Origin of the sequence: Micromonospora sp. NPDC005413, assembly GCF_040606435.1 — a bacterium.
GTDB lineage: Bacteria > Actinomycetota > Actinomycetes > Mycobacteriales > Micromonosporaceae > Micromonospora.
Map to the genome: position 1 here is coordinate 32,433 of NZ_JBEXEV010000031.1, position 22,230 is coordinate 54,662.

At 70.5% G+C, this 22,230-nt stretch carries 19 protein-coding genes; 12 read left to right on the top strand and 7 right to left on the bottom strand.

The features are described 5' to 3' along the window. Window positions 1-29: 29 nt before the first annotated feature. Window positions 30-833, top strand: coding sequence for a methyltransferase domain-containing protein (locus tag ABZS37_RS25835; protein WP_355172999.1), 804 nt, complete (start codon window positions 30-32; stop codon window positions 831-833). A gap of 182 nt (window positions 834-1,015) precedes the next feature. Here the strand turns inward: ABZS37_RS25835 and ABZS37_RS25840 are convergent, their stop codons facing one another. Continuing rightward, window positions 1,016-1,960 (bottom strand): hypothetical protein, encoded by a 945-nt coding sequence (locus tag ABZS37_RS25840; RefSeq protein ID WP_355173001.1) that lies wholly within the window; start codon window positions 1,958-1,960, stop codon window positions 1,016-1,018. Between the two features lie 285 nt (window positions 1,961-2,245). Between ABZS37_RS25840 and ABZS37_RS25845 the strand changes: the two genes are divergently transcribed. Then, on the top strand, window positions 2,246-3,226 hold the full coding sequence (locus ABZS37_RS25845) for an ATP-binding cassette domain-containing protein (RefSeq protein WP_355173003.1): 981 nt from the start codon (window positions 2,246-2,248) through the stop codon (window positions 3,224-3,226). Beyond that, a complete protein-coding gene (locus ABZS37_RS25850) occupies window positions 3,223-4,050 on the top strand; it encodes an ABC transporter permease (RefSeq protein ID WP_355173005.1) in 828 nt (275 codons plus the stop codon). The genes ABZS37_RS25845 and ABZS37_RS25850 overlap by 4 nt, the downstream gene beginning before the upstream one ends. A 1-nt stretch (window position 4,051) precedes the next feature. On the opposite strand, the gene ABZS37_RS25855 is transcribed toward ABZS37_RS25850, so the two are convergent. After that, entirely contained in the window at window positions 4,052-7,231 is a 3,180-nt protein-coding gene (locus ABZS37_RS25855; protein ID WP_355173007.1) for a BTAD domain-containing putative transcriptional regulator, read from the bottom strand. A 178-nt stretch (window positions 7,232-7,409) separates the two neighbouring features. Here ABZS37_RS25855 and ABZS37_RS25860 point away from each other — a divergent pair, with 178 nt between their 5' ends. Further along, entirely contained in the window at window positions 7,410-8,870 is a 1,461-nt protein-coding gene (locus ABZS37_RS25860; RefSeq protein WP_355173009.1) for an SDR family NAD(P)-dependent oxidoreductase, read from the top strand. Window positions 8,871-8,897: 27 nt separating this feature from the next. Next, window positions 8,898-9,374: a heme-degrading domain-containing protein gene (locus ABZS37_RS25865; protein ID WP_355173011.1), complete on the top strand. Its 477-nt coding sequence runs from the start codon at window positions 8,898-8,900 to the stop codon at window positions 9,372-9,374. Between the two features lie 52 nt (window positions 9,375-9,426). Here the strand turns inward: ABZS37_RS25865 and ABZS37_RS25870 are convergent, their stop codons facing one another. Beyond that, on the bottom strand, window positions 9,427-10,803 hold the full coding sequence (locus ABZS37_RS25870) for an FAD-dependent oxidoreductase (protein ID WP_355173013.1): 1,377 nt from the start codon (window positions 10,801-10,803) through the stop codon (window positions 9,427-9,429). Between the two features lie 238 nt (window positions 10,804-11,041). On the opposite strand from ABZS37_RS25870, the gene ABZS37_RS25875 reads away from it, so the two are divergent. Together ABZS37_RS25875 and ABZS37_RS25880 are read left to right on the top strand one after the other, a co-directional pair. Continuing rightward, window positions 11,042-12,427, top strand: coding sequence for a serine hydrolase domain-containing protein (locus tag ABZS37_RS25875; protein ID WP_355173015.1), 1,386 nt, complete (start codon window positions 11,042-11,044; stop codon window positions 12,425-12,427). A 143-nt stretch (window positions 12,428-12,570) separates the two neighbouring features. Beyond that, window positions 12,571-13,899, top strand: a complete 1,329-nt coding sequence (locus ABZS37_RS25880) for an alpha/beta hydrolase (protein ID WP_355173017.1) — start codon at window positions 12,571-12,573, stop codon at window positions 13,897-13,899. Between the two features lie 82 nt (window positions 13,900-13,981). Here the strand turns inward: ABZS37_RS25880 and ABZS37_RS25885 are convergent, their stop codons facing one another. Then, window positions 13,982-14,671: a TetR/AcrR family transcriptional regulator gene (locus ABZS37_RS25885; RefSeq protein ID WP_355173019.1), complete on the bottom strand. Its 690-nt coding sequence runs from the start codon at window positions 14,669-14,671 to the stop codon at window positions 13,982-13,984. A 110-nt stretch (window positions 14,672-14,781) separates the two neighbouring features. On the opposite strand from ABZS37_RS25885, the gene ABZS37_RS25890 reads away from it, so the two are divergent. Beyond that, the gene (locus ABZS37_RS25890) at window positions 14,782-15,492 is read left to right on the top strand and encodes a DUF4386 domain-containing protein (RefSeq protein WP_355173021.1); all 711 of its coding nucleotides are present in this window, start codon (window positions 14,782-14,784) and stop codon (window positions 15,490-15,492) included. A 71-nt stretch (window positions 15,493-15,563) separates the two neighbouring features. On the opposite strand, the gene ABZS37_RS25895 is transcribed toward ABZS37_RS25890, so the two are convergent. After that, complete coding sequence (locus tag ABZS37_RS25895; RefSeq protein ID WP_355173023.1) at window positions 15,564-15,947, bottom strand: MerR family transcriptional regulator; 384 nt, start codon at window positions 15,945-15,947, stop codon at window positions 15,564-15,566. Window positions 15,948-16,057: 110 nt separating this feature from the next. Between ABZS37_RS25895 and ABZS37_RS25900 the strand changes: the two genes are divergently transcribed. The 4 genes from ABZS37_RS25900 to ABZS37_RS25915 all read left to right on the top strand — a co-directional run bounded on the left by ABZS37_RS25900 (window position 16,058) and on the right by ABZS37_RS25915 (window position 19,622). Further along, entirely contained in the window at window positions 16,058-16,762 is a 705-nt protein-coding gene (locus ABZS37_RS25900; RefSeq protein WP_355173025.1) for an SDR family oxidoreductase, read from the top strand. A gap of 224 nt (window positions 16,763-16,986) precedes the next feature. Then, window positions 16,987-17,526 carry a hypothetical protein gene (locus ABZS37_RS25905; RefSeq protein ID WP_355173027.1) on the top strand — a complete coding sequence of 180 codons (540 nt, stop codon included), beginning with the start codon at window positions 16,987-16,989 and terminating at the stop codon, window positions 17,524-17,526. A gap of 251 nt (window positions 17,527-17,777) precedes the next feature. Then, complete coding sequence (locus ABZS37_RS25910; RefSeq protein ID WP_355173029.1) at window positions 17,778-18,911, top strand: DUF1996 domain-containing protein; 1,134 nt, start codon at window positions 17,778-17,780, stop codon at window positions 18,909-18,911. A gap of 279 nt (window positions 18,912-19,190) precedes the next feature. Continuing rightward, window positions 19,191-19,622 carry a helix-turn-helix transcriptional regulator gene (locus ABZS37_RS25915; protein ID WP_355173031.1) on the top strand — a complete coding sequence of 144 codons (432 nt, stop codon included), beginning with the start codon at window positions 19,191-19,193 and terminating at the stop codon, window positions 19,620-19,622. 71 nt (window positions 19,623-19,693) lie between these two features. Here the strand turns inward: ABZS37_RS25915 and ABZS37_RS25920 are convergent, their stop codons facing one another. Beyond that, window positions 19,694-20,671: a hypothetical protein gene (locus tag ABZS37_RS25920; RefSeq protein WP_355173033.1), complete on the bottom strand. Its 978-nt coding sequence runs from the start codon at window positions 20,669-20,671 to the stop codon at window positions 19,694-19,696. Between the two features lie 32 nt (window positions 20,672-20,703). Beyond that, window positions 20,704-22,230, bottom strand: a complete 1,527-nt coding sequence (locus ABZS37_RS25925) for a plastocyanin/azurin family copper-binding protein (RefSeq protein WP_355173035.1) — start codon at window positions 22,228-22,230, stop codon at window positions 20,704-20,706.

Genomic DNA, 22,230 nt, shown 5'->3' on the forward strand with positions numbered 1-22,230 from the left:
CTCCACCCCTCTCGGAGAGGTAGACACCGATGGCAACCGCCACGAGCGATGACGCGTACACGTTTGACAATGGCGCACCGGACGCCGTTCCCCAGATGCACGCGCTGGAGTCCTTCCTGGATCCGATCACGACGCGCCGTCTGGCCCGCCCGGTGCTGCGACCGGGGGCGACCTGCTGGGAGGTCGGGGCCGGTGGCGGCTCGATGGCCCGGCGGATCGCCCGCGCGATCGGCGACGACGGTCACGTGCTGGCCACGGACATCGACCCCACGCACCTCGTGGCGGAGGGCAACCTGCACGTACGCCGACACGACGTCCGCACCGAACCGCCACCCGGGGACGCGTTCGACCTGATCCACGCCCGGTTGGTGCTGCTGCACCTCCCCGATCGACGACGGGTCCTCCGCACGCTCACCGGCGCGCTGGCTCCCGGCGGTTGGCTGCTGGTCGAGGAGTTCGACTGCACGGCGCCGCTGCGGGTGCTGACCGCGCCAACCGATGACGCCGCGAAGCTCTTCGCGCAGGTCATGGACGCCATCTTGGGTGTCCTACAGGACCACGGAGCCGACCTGGGGTGGGCGCAGGACGTGCACACCGAGATGGCCCTCGCGGGTCTGACCGACCTGGACACCATCACCCACTCGCAGAGCTGGGCCGGCGGGTCGACCGGAACGTCGCTCTACGAGACGAACTCCCGCCAGTTGGAGCCGGACCTGCTCGCCGCGGGGCTGTCGCCCAACCAACTGAACGCCTTCCGGCGGCTGGTCCGTGACCCCGGGTTCGCCGTCATGTCCTACCACTTCGTCTCCACGCGGGGTCGTCTACCGGGCTGAGAGGTCAGGTGGACCACCGCGCGGAGAACGGTCGCGTCGCGCCGTACCTTTCCCGCCGCACCACCCCCCCCCGCTGAGCCGGACAGCTCTACGGTGGCGCCGACCGCACCGGCCGGGCTCCCCGCCAGGGAGCCCGGCCGGCCTGTGCCAGTGGGCAGCGGCAGACCGGGTCAGAGCCCTGGCTACCGGGGAAGTGACTCCTGGTCGGGCAGTACGACCAGGTCCTCGGCGCGGGCCGACCGCGGCGCCGTCGCCCCGTCGAGCCACACGAGATAGCCCACCGGCGGACCGGACGAACCCCACCTGGCACCGATGATCGTGGCCGACCGGGCGTCGTTCGGCTGCGTGAGCAGGCGTACCCGGGTGCCCGGCGCGTGTCCATCGTCGGCGACGATGAGCAGCGCGTCGAGGATCTGCCGGGCACCAGCACTTGGCAGCCCCTCCACGTACGGCTCGCCCGCGTACCCCAGACGCGGCGTCATCATCGTGCCCAGGAGCGCGGCGTGCCGGATCGCTTCCTCGCGGACCTGCCAGTCCGCGCCGCGTTCGGCGATAACCAGCGCCTTCTGGATGCTCGACCAGAGAACCAGCGGCTCCTGGTCGAGCAGCCGGCGGGCCTCGCGGTCGACTTCGGCGCAGGCCGTGTCGAGCGCGGTGTCCTCGCCCAGCTCCGCGATCCAGACGAGGTCCCCCACCTCGGGCAGCAGCCCCGGCGACTCGGCCACGATCACGATGTACAGCATCGCGAGCAGCTCCTCGCGGCCCTCGCCGTGATAGAGCAGGCCCACCCCGCTGCCCGTACGCCCACGGCTGGGCGGGAAGCGCTCGGCGAGGTGCTGAGCACGGCCCTGGGGCAGGGCCGCGGCCCGCCTCGTGTCCGACACCCGCTCCTCGAACGACCGCCGCTCACGGCGTTCGACGAGCAACTGGCGATACGGGTCAAACCCGATCGGATAGATCGTCCGCCCGTACGTGGAGAGGGTTTCGCCGGGTTGTAGACCGACCGACTCGAGTTGCCGGGCAGCCACCGAGTAGGCGACGCCAGCCCGGGCCGCGTGCTCCCGGATGGCGCGCTTACGGGCACGTCCCGGGGCCGGGGTCCGTCGGAGATTGTGATCAGCAGACATGACGCCTCCGGTGCAGCCCCACGCACTCCACCGAACAGGCGGCGTGGCCGGCACGCCGGGAATCGGCACAACGGCGCGGAGTCGGAGACTCTTGGCCCCAGCATGCGGTTGGGCGTGGGCCACCACATCGGGCGCTGGCAGGCGCTCTGCCAGGGCCAGCATATCGCGACTCCGACCATCGGTGCGGATGCCGCCCTTCCGGGCGGTCCCGGTGTCAGCCCGTGTCGGTGCCGGTGTCGGTGGCCTGTCAGGGCGGTGTCAGGCGACCCGCGCACGCTGTTGGACATGACAGCTGACCTGGTGATCGAGGCCGAGGGCCTCGTCAAGAACTTCGGGAAGACGAGGGCGCTACAGGGCGTGGACCTCGCCGTGCCCCGAGGGACGGTGCTCGGCGTGCTCGGCCCCAATGGCGCCGGCAAGACCACCGCCGTACGCATCCTCTCCACCCTCCTCACCCCGGACGGCGGCACCGCCCGGATCAACGGCTTCGACGTGGTACGTGACGCCGAGCGGGTGCGGCAGAGCATCGGCCTCACCGGCCAGTACGCCTCGGTCGACGAGGACCTGACCGGGCGGCAGAACCTGGAGCTGTTCGGCACCCTGCTGGAGCTGGGGCGCACCGGCGCCCGGCGACGGGCCGCCGAACTGCTCGACTGGTTCGACCTGACCGCCGCCGCGAACCGACAGGCCAAGACCTACTCGGGCGGTATGCGGCGACGGCTGGACCTGGCCGCCAGCCTCGTCGGCTCCCCCGACGTGATCTTCCTGGACGAGCCGACGACCGGGCTGGACCCGGCCAAGCGCGAGGATATGTGGGAGGTGGTCCGCTCACTGGCCAGCAAGGGCTCGACGGTACTGCTCACCACGCAGTACCTGGAGGAGGCCGACGCGCTCGCCGACGCGATCACGGTGATCGACCACGGCCGGGTCATCGCGCACGACACACCCGAAGGGCTCAAGCGGGTGGTCGGCGGGCAGACCCTCGAGGTTCGGCCGTCCGACCCGGCGCAGCTGCCCCGAACCGCGGCGATCCTGACCCAGGTCGGCTCCGGCGGTCAGGCCGACGAGATCCGCAAGGGCGTGCTCGCGGTGCCGGTCACCGACGACGCGGCCCTGACCGAGAGCGTCGCGCGGTTCGCCACGGCCGGCATCGCGGTCACCGAACTCTCCCTGCACCTGCCGAGCCTCGACGAGGTGTTCTTCACCCTCACCGGGCGTACGGCGTCCGTTGACGACACCACCCGCCCCACGGAGGTCGCGGCATGAGCACTCTGATCGACGCAGCACCCCCAACGAGCCGCGGCCTCTCGACAGCAGCCCCGAACCCACGGCCGTTCCGGCTGGTCCGGCACTCGTTGGCGCTCGCCAAGCGCAGCCTCATCAAAACCTGGCGTACGCCTGAGGCGCTCATCGACGTCACGCTGCAGCCGGTGCTGTTCCTCATCATCTTCGTGTACATCTTCGGCGGCGCGGTCGCCGGATCCACCCACGACTACCTGCAGTTCCTGCTGCCCGGGATCCTGGCGCAGACCATCGCCACCGGCGCCATCGCGATCGGTGTCAACCTCAACACCGACATCGCCAAGGGCATCTTCGACCGGTTCCGGTCGCTGCCGATCCCCCGCTCCGCACCACTGGTCGGCGCGGTCCTCGGAGACGTCGTCCGGTACGTGATCGTCACGGTCTCGACCCTCGCGATCGGCTATCTGCTCGGCTTCCGGATCGACACCGACCTGTTCAGGGCGATCGCCGGGTGCCTGCTCGCGGTCCTGTTCGCGCTGTGTCTCAGCTGGCTGCCGGTCTTCGTGTCGATGAAGGTACGCACCCCGGGTGCCGTGCAGGGCCTGATGTTCGCGCTGATCATGCCGCTGAGCTTCGCGTCGAACGTGTTCGTCAGCGCCGACACCCTGCCGGGCTGGATGCAGGCCTTCGTGGACGTCAACCCGATGACCCACCTGGTGGCGTCGGTACGCGGACTGTTCCTCGGCACACCGATCGGCTCCCACGTGTGGTGGACGCTCGCCTGGTGCGCCGGCCTCGTGGCGGTGTTCATGCCGCTGGCGCTGCGCGCGTACCGCAAGAAGATCTGAGCTAGGCGAGCAGGTCGTCCATCAGCTCGCGGATCCGGGCGACGACCGCGGCGACCGGCCGCTCGCGCCACACGGTCAGCAACGGCTCACGCTGCTCCTCGTTTCCGAGGGCGGCGTTGAGCCGTTCGGCGTCTCCGGGTGGGAAGAACACCCCGACGTGGGTGCCGATGCGTGTCCCGAGCGCGAACAGTTCGCGCGCGGCCGCCACGTCGCCCCGGTGCGCCGCGAGCTCGGCGCCGCCCTGGGCCCACGCCCCGATCACCGGCAGGTCCTTCGAGGAGAACGCCTCGTCGCGGGCGAGGGTCAGCAGGGCGACCGCGTGAGTATCGGCGTTCTCTCCCGGCGTCGGCCGGACCTGCGCCACCCGGAGGTGGAGGACCGCCACCCCGACCCGGAGTATGACGCGCGGCTGCAGCGGCGGGCTGGTCCAGTCGACCAGGATCCGGGTCACCCGGTCGCCGTACGCAAGGCTCTCGTCGTACCGCTCACGCTGCCAGGCCAGGTGAGCCAGCCCGAGGCCCGCCACCGCGGCGTCCACCGCCTCGGCTTCGCCCGGTGCCGCCGTCTCGACCAGTCGTCGCTCGGCTTCCCGGTCGCCGACCAGGGCAAGCTGCACGTCCAGCCGCACCCGGATCGATCGGGCATCCTGCGTGGCACCGATCAGCTCCATGTGTCGGATGCTGCGCGCCATCCACTCGGACGACCGGTTGTCCTCGCTCGGGACCAGGAACTGCCCGACGGCCCCCGCCGCCATCGCCATGCCCCAGTGGTCACCGGCCACCTCGAAGCGACGGTAGGCCTGCTCGGAGTCCACGATCGACGCGTCGAGCATGCCGCCGTTCTCCCGGACCGCGGCGCGGGCGAATAGGCCGAGGCCCTGCACGTACGGGTCGGGGTGCCCGATCATCTCGGCGGTGCCCTTCATGCTCTCGTCCGGGTCGGACTTGTCGAACGCGGGTAACGCCGACGCGAGCACGGTCAACCGGGACGACACCTCGTTGGGCCGCTCGGCGAAAAGGGTCCGAAGTGCCCGCCGGGCGAGCACGGCGAGTCGGAGTTCGCCGCTGATGCCGGCGTTGACCCCGATCAACAGGCACATCCAGGCGAGCCGGTCGGCGTCGGGCAGTGGGCGACCGGTGGACCGGCCGTGCAGGATCGCGGAGTGGCGCCGCCGGTCCGGGTCCTCGATGTGCAGCAGACCCCCTGCCCACCCGGACACCTCAAGGTGCAGTCCACGAATCGCCCAGAGGTGGAACAGCGCGGTGGCGACCTCGATCATGGCCGGCTCGTCGTCCTGGTCGAGCGCCCAGCGCAGACCCGCGACCAGATTGTCCTGCTCGGCGGCGCAGCGGGCGAGCGCATCGATCTGACCGGGGCCGACGAACCGGTCGGCGAGCGCGACAGCCTCCTCCCGGGCCCACCCGACCAGGCCGGTCATGGCCGGACCTCGGGCACCCGCGGCGTCGAGGCGGGCTTCGCCGTACTCACGGACCGTTTCGAGCATTCGGTAGCGGGGCGGACCGTCCCCCACGACCAGGGTCAGCAGGGACTGTTCCACGAGTGTCGCCAGCCCGCGACGTACGTCCGGCGTCTGCGCGACCGCGGCGGCGAGGTCCGCGGTGAACGGCGCCGGGATGATCGCGACCCGTTGAAGCAGCTCGCGGTTCTCGGGTGGGAGCAGTTCCCGGCTCCAGTCGACCATCGCCCACAGGCTCGCGTGCCGTTCGGGCAGCCCGCGCAGGGCGTCGTCGAGCAGCGCGAACCGGTCGCTCAGGCCGGCGAGCACGTCGTCGATCGGCATGTGCCGCAGCCGAGCGGCGGCCAGTTCGAGCGCCAGTGGCAGGTTGTCGAGCCGGTGACACAGAGCAAGCGCCCGCTCGGTGTCCCAGGTCGGCACCGCACCACCGGCCCTCGCCCGGGAATCGATCAGCGCGAGCGCGTCGGTGTCCGGCAACGCGGTCAGCCGGTGGACCTGCTCGCCGGCCAGGCCCAGCGGGGCGCGGCTCGTCGCGAGCACCGTGACCTCCGGTGCGCTCACCGCGACCAGGTCCGCGACGACGGTGGCTACCGCGTCGAGAACGTGTTCGCAGTTGTCCAGCACGACCAGCCCGTCGAGGTCGGGTGCCACGGCGCGGAGCCGTTCCTCGGGGCTGAGCACCCTCCGTTCGAGGCCCAGATTGCCGCCGGTCGCCGACGTGTCCCCGCCCCCGAGCGCCGCGAGCACCGTGGGCAGCACCTCGTCGGGCGAGCGCAGGCCGGCTAGTTCGATCACGCGTACCGACTGCCCGGCTGCCGCCGCGCGGCGCGTCACCTCGGCGGCGAGCCGGGTCTTGCCCGCGCCGCCGGTCGCCACGATCGTCACGAGGGGTGCCTTGCCGAGTGCCTCGCCCACGGTCTCGATGTCCCGCTCCCGGCCGACGAGGGCGGTCATCGGCCGGCGCCACGCGGTGGGCAGGGCGATCCGCACCGGCTGCCGGGGTGGTGCCACGACGACCGGGTTGGTGAGCTCGCCGCGCAGCAGTGCCAGGTGGACCTGTGTGATCACGGGCGACGGGTCGGTGCCGTACCGGTCGGCCAGTTCCGTCCGGAGTCTCTCGACGACCTCCAGCGCCTCCGCCTCCCGACCCTGGGCGGCAAGCACCCGGACGAGCAGGGCGGCGGATGGCTCGTCCGGAGGCGTACGCGCGACGAGCCGGCTCAGGTCGACCTCGTCGAACGGGCCCGCGCCGGCGAGTGCCGCCTGCGCGCGCAGCGCGGCGACATCCGCGAACAGGCGCGTGTCCTCGGCGGTGCCGAGCTCCGGGACCTCGGGGAACAGGGCACGCGCCTGATCGGCGGAGTTGCGGGCGGCCCGGGCGTCGCCGGTCCCGAGCACGGTCCGTGCCTGATCGACGAGCGTCCGCGCCTCGACCGCGTCGACGAGGACTTCCTCGGCGGGCAGACGGTATCCGCCCGGCACCGCGACCACGGGCAGCCCGAGACGGCGCACCCGGGACACGAGCGCCTGGACGGCGCCGGTCGCGTCGTCGGGTGGCGCGCCGTCCCACACGGCGTCCACGAGCAGGCTCGTGGAGACCGCCCGCCCGCGCGCGTCGACGAGCGCACGGACCACCGCCGCGAGCCGTTCACCCCGGACCGGCCGGCCGCCGACGGCGAGGGGGCCGAGGATCGTGATCTGCACGAAACCAGCATCCCCCACTCATGCTTGCCCGACGAGCAGGGTCCCTGCCCGTTGGGCGGGTTTCGGGTGGGCAGCCCACGCAGGATGCGTCGGAGCCTGCGTGGTGCGTACAGTTTCGGGTCGGACTTGGGGTGGGCCGGCTGGATCCGGCACGGGATACGGGACGAGACAAAGACGCATGACGGTGGACAACAATACCGAAACCGGTCAAGACGGCATTGACCGAAGCCGGCTGGAGGCCTGCCTCAGCGTCTTCGAGGCGTTGGAGGCACTGCCCCCCGACCACCCCGACGTGGTGCGGGTGCAGCGGGCCACCGCCCGGCTCTACAAGGTGATCAAGCAGCGGCGACGCGAGGAACGGCGAGACGCCATCCTCGCGGCCGACCGGGCGGTGACGGAGGCCACCGCCACCGGCGCTCCCGGGCGGATCGACGACGAGACCCAGGGCATCCCGCTCGCGACCTCCACCGCGGGTGAGACGGCGGGCTTCCTGCACAATCCGCGCGGCTGCTACGTCTGCAAGCGGCGCTACCGCGAGGTGGACGCCTTCTATCACCAGCTCTGCCCGTCCTGCGCCGCGCTCAACCGGGAGCGCCGCGACGCCCGTACCGACCTGACCGGGCGGCGCGCTCTGCTCACTGGCGGCCGGGCCAAGATCGGCATGTACATCGCGCTGCGGCTGCTGCGCGACGGTGCGCACACGACGGTGACCACGCGGTTCCCGCACGACGCGGTCCGTAGGTTCGCCGCGATGCCCGACAGCGAGGACTGGCTGCACCGGCTGCGCATCGTCGGGATCGACCTGCGTGACCCCGCCCAGGTGATCGCCCTCGCCGACGACGTCAGCAGCCAGGGCCCCCTCGACATCCTGATCAACAACGCGGCGCAGACCGTCCGCCGGTCCCCCGGGGCGTACGCGCAGCTCATCGCCGCGGAGGCCGCGGCCCTGCCGGACGGCCCGCTACCGGAGCTGATCACGTTCGCCAAGCCGGACGGCCAGGGCGGCCCGGTGGGCAGCCTGACCGCCGGGCCGCAGTCGACCGCGCTCACCCCGCACGCGCTCACCGCGCTGGCACTCACCAGCGGCTCGGCCTCGCCAGAGCGGATCGCGGCGTCCACGGCCATCGACGCCGGCGGTCTCGTGCCGGACCTCGACTCGGTCAACAGCTGGGTCCAGCGGGTGCACGAGGTCGACCCGGTCGAGCTGCTCGAAGTGCAGCTGTGCAACATCACCGCGCCGTTCGTACTGGTCAGCCGGCTGCGCCCGGCGATGGCCGCCGCGAAGGCCCGCCGGAAGTACGTGGTGAACGTGTCGGCGATGGAGGGGCAGTTCGGCCGCGGCTACAAGGGGCCGGGGCACCCGCACACCAACATGGCCAAGGCCGCGCTGAACATGCTGACTCGCACCAGCGCCGAAGAGATGTTGACCGACGGCATCCTGATGACCAGCGTCGACACCGGCTGGATCACCGACGAACGCCCCCACCCGACGAAGATGCGACTGGCGGACGAGGGCTTCCACGCCCCGCTGGACCTGGTCGACGGTGCGGCCCGGGTGTACGACCCGATCGTCCGCGGCGAGCTGGGCGAGGATCTGTACGGCTGTTTCCTGAAGGACTACGCGCCCTGCGCCTGGTGATCACCCCGTACGACGAGGAGAACCAACATGTCAGCTGACCGTGACCCGTGGCCGACGCTGGACGAGCTGCTGCGCGAGGAGAGCGAGCTGGAGCTTGCGGGCCTGTCCGAGACGGACGCGTACGAGCTGGGGATGCTCGCCGTCACCGCCGCGAGTGAGCAGGGCCTGCCGGTCTCCGTGGGGGTGTGGCGGGCCGGTCGTCAGCTGTTCCACTGTGGTCTGCCGGGGTCGACGGCGGACAACGACGGTTGGCTGCGCCGCAAGGGACGAGTGGTGATGCGGTTCGAGCACTCCTCGCTCTACATGGCCCGGTTGTGCCAGGACAAGCAGGTGACGCTGGCCGAGAGGTTCGGCCTGCCGGCCTCGCGGTACGCGGCGGCCGGAGGCGCGGTGCCACTGCGCGTTCGCGGCACCGGCGTGGTGGGCTGGGTCGGTGTCTCCGGGCTGCCGCAGCTGGACGACCACCGCTTCGTCGTCGACATCCTGCGCAAGCTCCCCCGCTAGCCGAACTCCCCCGCCAGCCGAGCGGCGCCGGCCGGCGGGGGGTGGCCAGCGGTCAGCGTGCGCGCCGGTTGGCGCGCAGGGCGCCCAGGATCACGCCGGGCCGGGCCAGCGAGCGCGGGTGCACCCGCATGGACACGACATCGTTGAACCGTCGCGCGGTCGTCACGTCCGTGACGGTCGCGGTGATGATCTGCCTGCTGGCCCAGCTGGAGACCCGGTAGCCGCGCGGGTAGGGCGCGTCGACGTGGGGCAGCGCCAGGTCCGCGGAGGTCGATATCGACCAGGCGGCGTCGACCACGACCTTCTGCAGCGCGAGGTAGTGGTGCGCGGGCACGGTCAGATCCGGGCCGGAGCGCAGGTACGTCGACAGGCAGGCCGCGTGCAGGGCCGCCGCCGTCATTCCCTGCCCGTACACCGGGTTGAACGAGGCGATGGCGTCACCGACGCTGATCAGCCCGGCCGGAAACCGCTTCAGCGCGTGGAAGTCCCGCCGTCGGCTGTCGGCATGGTGGTAGGTCTGGACGTCGCCGAGCATCTCGTTCTCGGCGACCGCACCGAACTCCGGCGGAAACTGCTCCCGCAGCCGACGGACGAAGTCCTCGCTGGTGCGCCCCGGACGGTCGTCGCCGTAACCGGCCATCATGGCCATCCACCGACCGCCCTCGATGGCGAAGAACGCGGCACCCGCCACGTCCGCCATTGTCCCCGGAGTGTGCAGCGCCAGGACAACCGTCGCCGCCGGGTTCTCCTCGGTGCGCCGGAACAGGGCGGTCGCGTAGTTCAGGTGCATGGTCATCCGTCGCGTGACCGGCCGCTCCCAGTCGGCCCGCTCCAGCCAGTCCGACAGCTTGCTGGAACGCCCCATGGCGTCCACCACGAGGTCACCGCGCTCGACGCCGGGCACCCCACCGACGTCGCAGCGGACCCCGGTGACCGCCTCGCCCTCGAACACCAGACCCGTGGCACGGGCGGTGACCGTCTTGACGTTGGGCAGTCGAAGCACCTGCTGACGGATCAGCCCCTCCAACAGGGGCCGGCTGCCCGCCAGGCTGTCGTCCTCGTCGGGGACGACCACCTTCAGACGGCCGTCGAGATAGCTTCGCCTGGCGGCGGGTGGCGCCTCGATCGCCCCGTGGGCGACGGCCTGTTCCCGGAACCCGGGAAACAGGCGTTGGAGCTGGAGGAGACCACCGGGCAGCAGCGCGTGCAGTTGTGTCCCCTGTGGCACACCGGGCCGCGCGCCGCTCACCTGCGGGTCGTCCCGGTCGATGATGACCACGCTGTCGGCGTAGTCGGACAACACCCGGGCGGCCAGCAAACCGGCGACACTGCCGCCGACCACGACGGCCGTACCCATGATCGGAGAAGTCTGGTCGGGGGGTCGCACCGCGTTCAGCTCTGCGAAGACCCGGGACGGGGAGAGGGACATCGTGCTCTCCAAGGGGTACGAGGTGTGGTGCCCTCCCCCGTTTCTGCCAGCGAGCGGTACGCGGGACAGACCGGTGGACGGTCGTTCGATGTGAGGCCTCTCGATCGTCGCACAAACGCCGAAAATTGACTGACCGTGTCGGCCAGGTGACCCACCCGGCGGCGTGCCGGCCGGCCGGCGATCGACGTTCCGGCGGGGCAGGTGGCGCGCACCCACGAAGGCTGCCACGATCTCCGCCATGCCCATCGCGCGTCGTACTCTGCTCGGAGCCGGCCTGGTCGCCGCGGCCTCCGCCCTCACCGGCTGCGGTGACAACGGCGCTCCGGGTACCGCTGTGGCCGACCCCGGCGGCGCGGTGACCGCGACCGACGCCGCCGGGAACAGGGTGGGGTTCGGCCCGGCCGGGAACACCAGGGCGCCGTCCGGCTCGCCGAGCGCCTCCCCGCCCCCGAGCGGCGGTGCCGCGCGGGCCGACCAGGCCCGCTACGCCCAGGACGTGACCGCCCTGCTCCGACGGCACCTGCCCGCTACCTCGCAGACCGTCCAGCACAAGGGTTTCCCCGGTGCTGTGGCTGTCGTCCTGGTGAACGGGACGACGACGGTGCACACCGCTGTCGGGGAGGCGCTGCGCTACGGGTCGGGCCCGAAACTTCTCCCGGCGAGCCAACGCGTCGCGATGCGCCCCGACTCCATCTTCGACCTCGCCTCGGTCACGAAGGTGTACACGGCCATCCTGCTGCTTCAGCAGGTCGACAAGGGGCGTGTCGAGCTGGCTGCCCCGGTCCGCGACTACCTGCCCTCCTTCACCGGCACGGGCAAGGAGCGGATCACCGTCGAGATGCTGCTCACCCACACCAGCGGTCTCCCGGTCGGCGCCAAGGTTACCGGCCTTCCCGACAACGCGGCACGCTGGAACGCCGTACTCGCCACCGGGCTGATCTCCGGGGCCGTGCCGGGGAACACGTTCCGCTATTCCAGCGTCGGGCTCATGGTCGCCGGCAAGATCATCGAGAAGGTCACCGGCCAACGGCTCGACCAGGCGCTCAAGAGCAACCTGACCGGCCCGCTCGGCCTGCGCGACACCGGCTTCAACCCCAACACCTGGCTGTCGAGCAGCGCGAAGGCCAGTCGCCTGGTCGCCACCGACGCCCGCTCGTCCCGGGGCCTGCTGCGGGGCACCGTCCATGACGACGTCGCCAACCACCTCGGCGGCGTCGCTGGTCACGCCGGCGTCTTCGCCACCGCCCTCGACCTCGCGGCCATCGGTCAGATGCTGCTCAACGGGGGCACCTACCAGGGCAAGCGCGTCCTCGCCGCGGCGACCGTGCGCCGGATGCTCACCAACCTCAACGCCGGGAAACCCGCCGTCGACCCCGAGCGGCCCAACCGGACCGCCGCCCACGGCCTCGGGGTCGTCCTCAACCAGAGCTGGTTCATGGGCAGGCTCGCCTCCACCCGGACGTTCGGCCACACCGGGTTCGCCGGCCCCTCGCTCCTGGTCGACCCCAACCGCAAACTCGTCCTCGCCCTGCTCACCAACCGCGCGCACCCCAACTGGAGCTGGGCGAACCCGGACCCGGTCCGCGCCGCCGTCGGCGACCTGCTCGCCAAGGAGGTCAACTGACCGCAGCGCCACTGCACAATCGAGCCCCCACCCTTCCTCAGATTTATGGAGTGTCAACAGGAAAGTGTGGACCGCTGGGCCTCACCCTGACACGATGCTTGCGCTAGCAGTGCACATACTTCGTCCCTCAAGGTGGAGGACCGATGCACACATCTCGCCGGAGATTGCTCTCGGTGGTGGCCGGGGTCGCGCTCGCCACCAGCCTGTCCGTCGCCCCCGTCCCGAGCGCCGCCGAGGCCGCCGCCGCGCCGACGCACCGCCCAGTGATCTTCGTGCACGGCAGCGCCGGATCGGCCTCGCAGTTCCAGTCCCAGGCCAAACGTCTCGCCAGCAACGGCTACCCGATCGACATCATCGAGGCCCACGAGTACGACTCACCGAACATCGCGACGATCCTGCCCCAGGTGTACGCGGGGCTCGACGCACGGATCTCCCGCCTGCTGGCGGCGACCGGCGCGGACAGGGTCGACCTGCTCGCGCACTCCCTGGGCACCTTCGTCATGCAGGGCTATCTCACCAGCTCACCGGCGCGTGCCGCGCGGGTCGCGCACTACGTCAACCTGGACGGGCGCACCGCGACCTCCCCGCCGGGCGGTGTGCCCACCCTCGCGATCTGGGGTGAGGGCGACCCGGCCCGCGCCATCGTGGGCGCGACCAACGTGTACCTCCCCGACCAGTCCCACACCCAGACCGTGTCGTCGCCGGAGTCGTTCGGCGAGATCTTCCGGTTCCTCCAGGGTCGCGCGCCCCACACGACGCGGATCGTGCCCCAACTCTTCGGCACCGCCCGGGTCTCCGGCCGCGCGGTGCTCTTCCCGAGCAACGTCGGCGTCACCGATGCGACCCTGGAGGTCTTCCCGGTCAACTCCCTGACCGGCAGTCGGTTGTCGCACCGGCCCACGCATCGGGTGCCGCTGGCCGGCGACGGCTCGTTCGGTCCCTTCCCGGTGCTCGCCACAGCCCGCTACGAGTTCGCCATCGTGCGCACCGGCGCCGCGACGCACCACTTCTACTTCCAGCCGTTCCTCCGCTCGGATTCGTTCGTACGCCTCGCGACCAGCGTGCCGGGCGAGGGCCTGGGCGCGCTGGTCGACACCAGCGACCGGCACACGGCGCTGACGATCCAACGCCAGAAGGAGTGGTGGGGCGACCAGGGCGATGCCGGCGACAACCTCTGGATCAACGGCAGGGACGTCCTGAACGCGGCGAACACGCCGCGGGTCAAGAGGACGATCGCCATCTTCGCGTTCGACGACGGCAGCGACGGCGTGACCGATCTGACCGCACCGTTGCCGGAGTTCTTCAGCCAGACCTTCATCACCGGCGTGGACATGTTCATCCCGGCGACACCGGCGCACCTCGGCCTCGTACGGATCACGGTCGGTCAACGTGGCGGCGGATATGACGTGATCAACGTGCCCAACTGGAAGTCCAGCGAGCATCGCGTGTCGGTGAACGTCAACGACTTCTGATCGGCGCCACCGGTCGACCGCGCGTAGCGACGGGTTCGCTTTCCAAGCGGGCGGGCTCGCCGTGGCCACCGACGGTTCGCCCTCAGGCGCGGAGGCGTTCCAGCCCGTCCAGGAGCAGGTCGAGAGTGAACTCGAACTCGGTCTGGCCGTCGCACCAACCGAGGGTGGGGTCGGTGACGTCGTGGATCTCGGTGGCCACCATGGCCGTCAGGTGCGGTAGCGCCTCGGCCATCGCGGCCAGGTCCGCCTCCGCGACGTCGTCCTCCATGCTCCCGCCGGCCGACGACGGGCTGAAGATCTCCTGCGCGAACCCGAGCGGCAGACTGCCGAATGCGTGCATCGCCCGGTGCGCGAGGCGGTGCGAGAACCCCGCACCGAGCAGGGTGCCCACGATCCCGTCGTAGTACGCGTACAGGCCGACGGGGATGGTGCGGCGCGAGCCCAACAGCCCGGGCACCCACGGGTGACGCAGCATGATCTGACGCGCCGCGAGGAACTGCCGGCGCAGCCGCGTCCGCCAGTCCTCATTCCCACCGTTCGTGGAGTTGCCACCAACCGCAGCACCGATCTCCGCGACCACGGTCTCCACGACGCCGTCGAGGAGTGCCTCCTTGGCGGGCAGATGATGGTAGAGCGACATGGCCTCGACACCGAGATCGGCAGCGAGGCGGCGCATCGTCAGCGCCTTGACCCCCTCAGCGTCCGCCAGGGCAACCGCCGCTGCCAGTACGCGCTCACGGCTGAGCGGTTGCCGAACTGCCTTCGCTGCCACCTGTCCCCCACCTCTTGCCAGCACCTTACATCGTATGGTTGCCTTACATCGTAAGGTTGATGGTCGGAGCGCGACCACCTCCACGCCGGTACGGCCCCAGAGGAGCCACCATGCCCGCGCTGATCCGTACGGCCCGCGTGACCGGGCTGCTCTACCTCGCCCTCGCCTTCGCCGGCGCACTGGGCTTTCTGCTCATCCGGCCGCGACTCTTCAGTGCCGAGGACCCCGACGCGACGCTCGCCAACCTGGTCCAGCACGAATCACTCGCGCGCGTCGGGGTCGCCTTCGAACTGCTCATCGTCATCAGCCAGGCCCTCGCCGCCGCATGGTTCTATCGACTGTTCCGCACCGCGGACCAGCTTGCCGCCGGCGCCATCGCCGCCTTCGGCCTCATCAACGCGGTCGTGGTCCTCGTCAGCGCGGCACTGCTCGCCACGGCGGTCGACGTCGCGCTCGACCCGGTCGGCGACGCGGCGGCCACCGTCCAACTTCTCTACCTGACCAGCGGCAACCTGTGGGGGGTCGGAGGGCTGTTCTTCGGCCTGTGGCTCATCCCCATGGGACGCTGCGTGCTCCGCTCGAACTGGATGCCCCGCCCGCTCGGCTGGATCCTCGTCGGAGGCGGCATCGGATACCTGCTCAGCGCATTCATCGGATACCTCGCCCCTGACGCACAGGGCATCGCCGACGTTCTGGTCGTTCCCGCGACGATCGGTGAGTTCTGGATGATCGGCTACCTGCTGACGCGCGGCGTCCGCCGCCACGCACACGACCAGGCACCATCCGACGGGCAACCGGAGGACGCGCCAGTGGCCGCCTAGCCGCGAACACCGTCGATGGCTAGCCGGCACCGACCGGTCCCGCTCGCGAGGGGGACGCACTCGCCGCGCCGCTACGACACCAGGACGTCCGTGTCCGTCCGGGTGCAGCCGCTGGCCGAGCTCTCACTGAGGACGATGACCGCGTCGAGCCGGTCTCTCGCCCGCAGGAGTTGGGTGATCTGCTGATCGATGCGGTCGCGTTCGGCGCGGAGCATGGCCCGCGACTGCGGTGTGTTGACCTTCGCGTCGACACAGGGCAGCAGGTCCAGGATCGTCCTGCTGGACAGGCCTGCGGCGTACAGCATCTGGATCAGGTACACCCGGTCGACCGCGCTGTCGAGGTAACGGCGTTGACCGCCGCTGCTTCGTGCGGCAGTCAGGAGCCCCTGCTCCTCGTAGTAGCGCAGCGCGCGCACTGACACGCCGGTCTTCGTGGCGAGTTCACCGATCCGCATGGACCCTCCCCTGGCGGTGACGCCGGTCACAGCACCTTGTCTCTCACGTGCACGTCAGGTTTTAGCGTAGTCCGCGTACCCCTCGACCTTGAATTTGCCAGGAGGCACTCATGCGGATCCCCGGTTCGGTCGCGCTGGTCACCGGCGCCAACCGTGGCATCGGCCGGCATTTCACCCGACAGCTGCTGGAGCGCGGAGCGACCAAGGTGTACGCCACGGCCCGCAACCCGGAGCGGATCGACATCCCCGGCGTCGAGAAGCTCCGGTTGGACATCACCGACCCACGATCCGTCGAGGAGGCGGCGGCCGTCGCGTCAGACGTCACCCTGCTGATCAACAACGCCGGGATCTCCACCTGGACCAACCTGGTCACCGGTGACCTGAGCAGGATCCGGTCCGAGATGGACACCCACTTCTACGGCACCCTGAGCATGGTCCGGGCGTTCGCACCGGTGCTCGGTGCGAACGGCGGCGGGGGGATCCTCAACGTCCTGTCGGCGATGTCGTGGTTCTCCTACGACGGGGCCAACGCCTACAGCGCGGCGAAGGCAGCCGAATGGAGCCTCACCAACGGGATCCGACTGGAACTTGCCGGCCAGGGCACCCTCGTCACCGGGCTGCACCTGGGCAGCGCCGACACCGACATGTCGGCCGGCCACGACGGCGAGAAGGTCGACCCCGCCGACGTCGTACGCGCCGCACTGGACGGTATCGAGGCCGGCAGGATCGAAGTCCTCGCCGACGAGTGGAGCGGTCACGTCAAGGCGTCCCTCGCCGAGGACCCGAGCGCCTTCTACGCCGTAACCGGGCGGTAAGGGTGTCGGGCCAGCCGCCGGTCGTGCCCGTCCGCCCGGGGCGGCTGCGCTCTGCTGCGCCTGGGCCGCGCTGGCTGAGGCTCCAGCTCGGGTCGGCGGTGCGGTAACTCACTGCCAGACGCGCCACTGAGCCGTTGCGCGTCGGGCACTGAGCACCCCACGCTGTCTACCGTTCGTGATCGTCGGGGCATCTAAGTGTGATGTCGTCTTGGAACGCTGTGGACATGCGCAGAAGACGATTCCCATGGATTCTGATTCCACTTCCCCTTCTCGGCCTTCTTACCTCCTGCACCCCACCTGACGAGCCGTTTGTCGCCCTCGCCGTCCAGGATGGTCAACCGGTCGGCGTCCTCTTCACGTGCGACGACAGTTTCGCGCAGTTCGGAGTGTTCGAGAACGACCACCAGGGTGAGGCGGGCGAGCGAACGCTGATCAAGTGGGGCGTCAGCGGCCGACCCGCGAGTGAGGTCGTGGAGGTCCCTCTGTTCGGTCCGCCGCCGGACGGCTGGAACGTCAATGACATCGTCGACATCCCTGCTGCTGAGGCAGGCATCGATGTGGACGTCGAGCCGCTCACCGAACTCAGGCCCGGGGTCACCTACAGCCTCAGCGGGTCAGGCAGCCACTACGCCATCTCGGTGGACTTCACCGTCGCGGACTTCCCGCGGATCGGCCCGGACGAGGTGCTGATGCCACGCGGACGGGACTCGACGAAGATCGCCTCGCGGGAGGCCTTTGTACGCAAGGCACGCGACAGCTGCTGACGAAACGCCGGACCCGGTGGTCGCGGACGGCACCGCCCCAGCTGGTGGCCCATGATAGTGGAGTATTGGCGAAGCCGCCGATTACAGTTTTTCGAAGAATTGAGATTGATACGACATCCAGGAAGCTCCACAAAGCTGATCGGGCAATCGCGGAGCGATATTTAAGGGAGAATTAATCGATTCAGTGGGAAGCGGGCAGGGGGTCGGCTCGTATTCTTCGTTCTCGGAAGAAGAAAGGTGCATCCCCCTTGATGAATGTGCGACCCACCCCTGGACAATGTCGTTCCGTCACCGCCCTGTTGCTGTTGAGCGTGGCGCTCGCTGGCGGATGCAAGGAGGCTCCGGGCGCTCCCGGCGCCTCCGGGCCGTCCAGCGACACCGGCATTGGCTCGTCCGGCCCGGAGGCCCCGACGTCCGCCGTCCCGAACGACCCGTCAGCCACCCCGAGCACGCCGGTCGCCTCGGCGACGCCGTCAGCCTCGGCCAAGCCCGCGACCCCGTCGACCAGCAGCGCCCCGCCCACCGCGTCCGGTGGCTGGATCACCATCGACCCTGCCGCGCAGGCCGCCGCGACGAAGGCATTCTTCGCGCGCAAGCCCAAGTCGGTGACCGGCAACCCGGTCAAGGTGCCCGAGTTCAATGTGGGCTGTAAGACCAGCCACCACAACAGCGACGACCCGATCGTGCTGCCGAAGCTGGCCGGCGGCTCGCACAACCACACGTTCTGGGGCAACAGGTCGACCGACGCCAACTCGACGGCCGAATCGCTGCGGGCGTCGAAGGCGACCACGTGCAACTCACCGGACGACCAGTCCGCCTACTGGGTGCCGACGATGTACCAGAACGGCAAGGTCGTCGACCCGACGGAGGTGACCGTCTACTACGGTTCCCGCCTCAAGGACCCGAGCAGGACCCAGCCTTTCCCGTTCGGCCTGCGAATGATCACCGGTAACGCCAAGAACCAGGTCGACACCCCGGACAAGCAGGGCAACCACTTCTGGTGCGCCGGCATCGGCGGCGAGATCGGCCGCAGCGCCGACAAGACCTTCCCGGTCTGCGCCAAGACCGCGAACATCGTCCGGCAGGTCACTTTCCCGGACTGCTGGGACGGCAAGCACCTGGACAGCCCCGACCACAAGGCGCACATGGCCAACGGTGACCACACCGGGGCGTGCCCGAAGAGTCACCCGGTGCCGGTCCCCTCGGTGTCGTTCGTGATCTCGTACCCGCTGAGCGCGAACACGGACGGCATCACCCTCGCGTCGGGCACCTCGTTCTCCATGCACGCGGACTTCTTCAACGCGTGGAAGGACGAGGCGCTCGCCGCACGGGTGCGCAACTGCCTCGACCAGGGCGTGAAGTGCAACTCGGCCGGCAACTTCTAGTCGACCGGGCACGACGGCTCGACCGGGCACGACGGCTCGACCGGGCATGACGGCGGCGGCACGGTTCTTGTCCCACCCGGGCGGACCGTCCGCCGCCGTTCAGGCTGCGGTGGCGTCACATGCCGGTCGGCTCCGGAGCGTCGCCGCGCGGGTGCGCCAGGACGAACCGACGGTCACGGTCGATTGTCTGCACCTGTTCTCCCGGCTGGAACCCAGCGCCGAGACCGCCGAGCGGCTGGCACAGGCCGCCGCCGACTGTGACAGTGCGCTGTTCGGGCTGTGGTCCGACTACGCCCAGGCGCTCGCCGCCGACGACCCGGCCGCGCTGGAACGCGTCGCCACTGCGCTGGAGACCAGCGGTTACCTGACGCTCGGGTTGGAGGCGGTTGTCACGGCCGAGGCGGCGTACGCCCGACGCGGCGACCAGCGCCGGGCCAACCTGCTCGCCCGTCGGGCCGATGTGCTGCGGGAGCGCTGCGGTGGATACTGGCCGCCGTTGATTCTCGGCCGTCCGACCGTGAGGGGCTCACTCCCCGGGAGCGGCAGATCTGCGAGCTGGCGTCGACCGGGCACGACAACGCCGCGATCGCGGCCCAGCTGGTGTTGTCGGTACGGACCGTGGAGAACCACCTGCGGAGGGCGTACGTCAAGCTCGGTGTTCGGGGCCGCAACGGGCTTCCGTCGGCGATCGGGGCACAGCGGGCGGGCTGAGACCCGCCCGGTGAGAACAGGGCGCCGGGCCGGACGCCTGATGACGTCCGGCCCGGCGTGACCATCCGGCGCTAGAGCCGGGCGTCGCCGGCCGCGGTGGCCTCCTGCACCGCCGACGTACGGCGGACCTCCGCACGCTGATCGCCGGCGTCCTCCCGGTCCGGACCGGCCACCCGCGCCGCCCGGTTGGTGGTCGCAGCCGCCTGGTCACCGACCACGCCGCCGCGGATCCGGTTGTTCGCGGCAACCTGGGCCGCCGGATCGTTGGACGTCACCGTCAGCTGACCGTTGATGATGTTGTCGTCGACGGTGACGCCACCGGTGGTGCTGGTGATGCTGACGTCCCCGCCCCAGTAGCCGCCGGAGGCGCAGCTGTCGAGGCCGCCGTTCGGGCCGAGTTGCACGCCGCCCAGGTTGCCGGCGAAGGTGGCCCGGCCCCGGACCGCACTGCCGCACACCACACTGCCGGTGGCGCTGTTCAGCACCGACAGGGTGCCGTCGACGAACGAGTCGTGCACGTCGGTGTAGTAGGTGCCGGTGCTGCTGAGGTTGCGCTCCACCTGGGTGCCGCGGTCGAGCCGGACCTCGCCGGCGCTTGCGGTGACATTTCCGGCGATCGTCGACTCCTCAGCGAACAGGAAGCTGTCGATGGTCGCGGAACCCTTCGGCCGCACGGTGACGGTGCCGGTCCGGGCGTCGGAGAGGAAGACGCCGTACCCGCCGGCGGCCAGCACCACCTGACCGCCGATCGTCGTGTCGGAGGCGTCCAGGTAGCCGTCCGCGGCGACGCGTACCTCGCCGCTGACGTTGCCGCCGGTGACCACCAGGTTGCCGCCAGCGGCAACGCTGACGTTGCCGGTGATCGTGGTGCCGGTCAGCGCGCAGGACTCGCCGGCCGGCACGAACAGGTCGTTGGGCACCGTCACCGCACCGCCGGTGCCGATGCAGTAGGTGACCAGGTCGGCGTGTGCGCTGGGCGCCACCGTCAGCACCGAGGCGGCGACGACGGCGGTGACGGTGGCCAGCTTGGCGACGGTACGTCTGGGCATCGTTGTACTCCCTGTCGATGAGGTTCGAGGACTCATGCGCCGACGTCCGATCGGGCCGCGGCCCGGACGATGGCGCCCTGCTGCCGCTTGTTGAGCGTGCCGCCGGTCACGAGCGTGGCGGTGACCGCTTCGACGTGCCGGACGAATTCGGCGTGGCCGGGGTAGTCGGCGTGTTCGTCGATCAGATCGTTGATGGTGCAGCCGTCGCCGGTGTCGACGTTGGCCACCCCGGTGTCGTCACCGTCGATGATCACCATTGCCCGGGTGTCCGAGTCGGGGCAGCCGTCAGTCCCGTCGGCCACCACGGTGAAGGTCGTCGACTGCTCGGTGGAGGAGTTTCCCGCGGTGTCGGTCGCCCGGTAGCGCAGGGTGTGGGCTCCGGGGGCACGAACGGTGACCGGGTTGGCGTACGCGGTCCAGGCACCGCTGTCGAGCGCGTACTCGACCGACGCCACACCCGATTCGCCGTCGGTCGCGGTGACGGTGACGGTCGCGCCACCGACGTACCCGCCGTCGTCGTTCCGCTCACCGGTGACCGTGGCGGACACCGTGGGCGGCGTGGTGTCCCCGGCCGGCGGGGCGACGACGGTGAAGTGGGCCATCTGCTCGGCCGACGTGTTACCGGCGACGTCCGTCGCCCGGTAGTGCAGCATGTGCATCCCGACCACGTTCACGACGATCGGGTTCGCGTACGGGGCAAAGGCGGCCCCGTCCAGCGAGTACTCGATGGTGGCGACACCGGAGCCTGCGTCGGTGGCGGCCAGCGTGGCGGTCGCCGTACCGATGTAGTTGCCGTCGCCGTCGCGGTCGCCGGACAGTGCGGCCGTCACCACCGGCGCGGTGGTGTCGTCCTCGGTCGGCTCGACGATCCGGAACGACACCGAGCCGACCGCACTGGTGTTGCCGGCCTGGTCGGTGGCACGGAACTGCACCGAGTGGTCGCCGATCGCGGTGAGGCGCACCGGCTGTGTGTAGGGCTGGAAGCTGGTGTCGTCGACCTGGTACTCGACGGTCTCCACACCCGAGTCGGCGTCGGTGGCCGTCACGGTCACCGTGGCCGCGGCCACGTAGTTGCCGTCCCCGTCGCGGTCACCCGACACGGTGGCGGCGACCGTCGGCGGGGTGGTGTCGCCGCCGCCACCGCCGTCGGTGACCACCAGTTCACCGACCATCTGGCTGTGGCCCGGGATCGAGCAGAAGTAGCGGTACCGACCCGGGGTCAGCGTCACTGTCGCCTGGTGCCGTCCGTCGTTGGCGTCGAACGGGCTGGCCAGGATGTTCAGCGTGACGTCGTGGTTGAAGCCGTCGGTGGTGGTGTCGAAGGTCAGCGTGTGCGGCATCCCGGTGGTGTTGCCGGTGGCCGCGCTGTTCTCCCAGATGATCGTGGTCTCGCCGGCCACCGCCTGGGCGGGGGCGGACTTGTAGCGGGTGATGTTGTCGTCGGCGGTCCAGGTCAATACCTGTTCCGCGACGCGCGGGGCGGCAGAGGCGGGCGTTGGGGCCAACGGGATCACCGTGAGCAGGAGCGCCGCCAGCGCGGCCATCAGTCGTCGGGTCAT

Excerpts from the sequence above, each read along its gene's own strand:
- ABZS37_RS25905 (WP_355173027.1), top strand. The coding sequence starts at position 16,987 with ATGCGCAGAAGACGATTCCCATGGATTCTGATTCCACTTCCCCTTCTC.
- ABZS37_RS25880 (WP_355173017.1), top strand. The coding sequence starts at position 12,571 with ATGCACACATCTCGCCGGAGATTGCTCTCGGTGGTGGCCGGGGTCGCG.
- ABZS37_RS25850 (WP_355173005.1), top strand. The coding sequence starts at position 3,223 with ATGAGCACTCTGATCGACGCAGCACCCCCAACGAGCCGCGGCCTCTCG.
- ABZS37_RS25925 (WP_355173035.1), bottom strand. The coding sequence starts at position 22,230 with ATGACCCGACGACTGATGGCCGCGCTGGCGGCGCTCCTGCTCACGGTG.
- ABZS37_RS25835 (WP_355172999.1), top strand. The coding sequence starts at position 30 with ATGGCAACCGCCACGAGCGATGACGCGTACACGTTTGACAATGGCGCA.
- ABZS37_RS25910 (WP_355173029.1), top strand. The coding sequence starts at position 17,778 with ATGAATGTGCGACCCACCCCTGGACAATGTCGTTCCGTCACCGCCCTG.
- ABZS37_RS25865 (WP_355173011.1), top strand. The coding sequence starts at position 8,898 with ATGTCAGCTGACCGTGACCCGTGGCCGACGCTGGACGAGCTGCTGCGC.
- ABZS37_RS25870 (WP_355173013.1), bottom strand. The coding sequence starts at position 10,803 with ATGTCCCTCTCCCCGTCCCGGGTCTTCGCAGAGCTGAACGCGGTGCGA.
- ABZS37_RS25920 (WP_355173033.1), bottom strand. The coding sequence starts at position 20,671 with ATGCCCAGACGTACCGTCGCCAAGCTGGCCACCGTCACCGCCGTCGTC.
- ABZS37_RS25845 (WP_355173003.1), top strand. The coding sequence starts at position 2,246 with ATGACAGCTGACCTGGTGATCGAGGCCGAGGGCCTCGTCAAGAACTTC.
- ABZS37_RS25875 (WP_355173015.1), top strand. The coding sequence starts at position 11,042 with ATGCCCATCGCGCGTCGTACTCTGCTCGGAGCCGGCCTGGTCGCCGCG.
- ABZS37_RS25840 (WP_355173001.1), bottom strand. The coding sequence starts at position 1,960 with ATGTCTGCTGATCACAATCTCCGACGGACCCCGGCCCCGGGACGTGCC.
- ABZS37_RS25860 (WP_355173009.1), top strand. The coding sequence starts at position 7,410 with ATGACGGTGGACAACAATACCGAAACCGGTCAAGACGGCATTGACCGA.
- ABZS37_RS25895 (WP_355173023.1), bottom strand. The coding sequence starts at position 15,947 with ATGCGGATCGGTGAACTCGCCACGAAGACCGGCGTGTCAGTGCGCGCG.
- ABZS37_RS25900 (WP_355173025.1), top strand. The coding sequence starts at position 16,058 with ATGCGGATCCCCGGTTCGGTCGCGCTGGTCACCGGCGCCAACCGTGGC.
- ABZS37_RS25890 (WP_355173021.1), top strand. The coding sequence starts at position 14,782 with ATGCCCGCGCTGATCCGTACGGCCCGCGTGACCGGGCTGCTCTACCTC.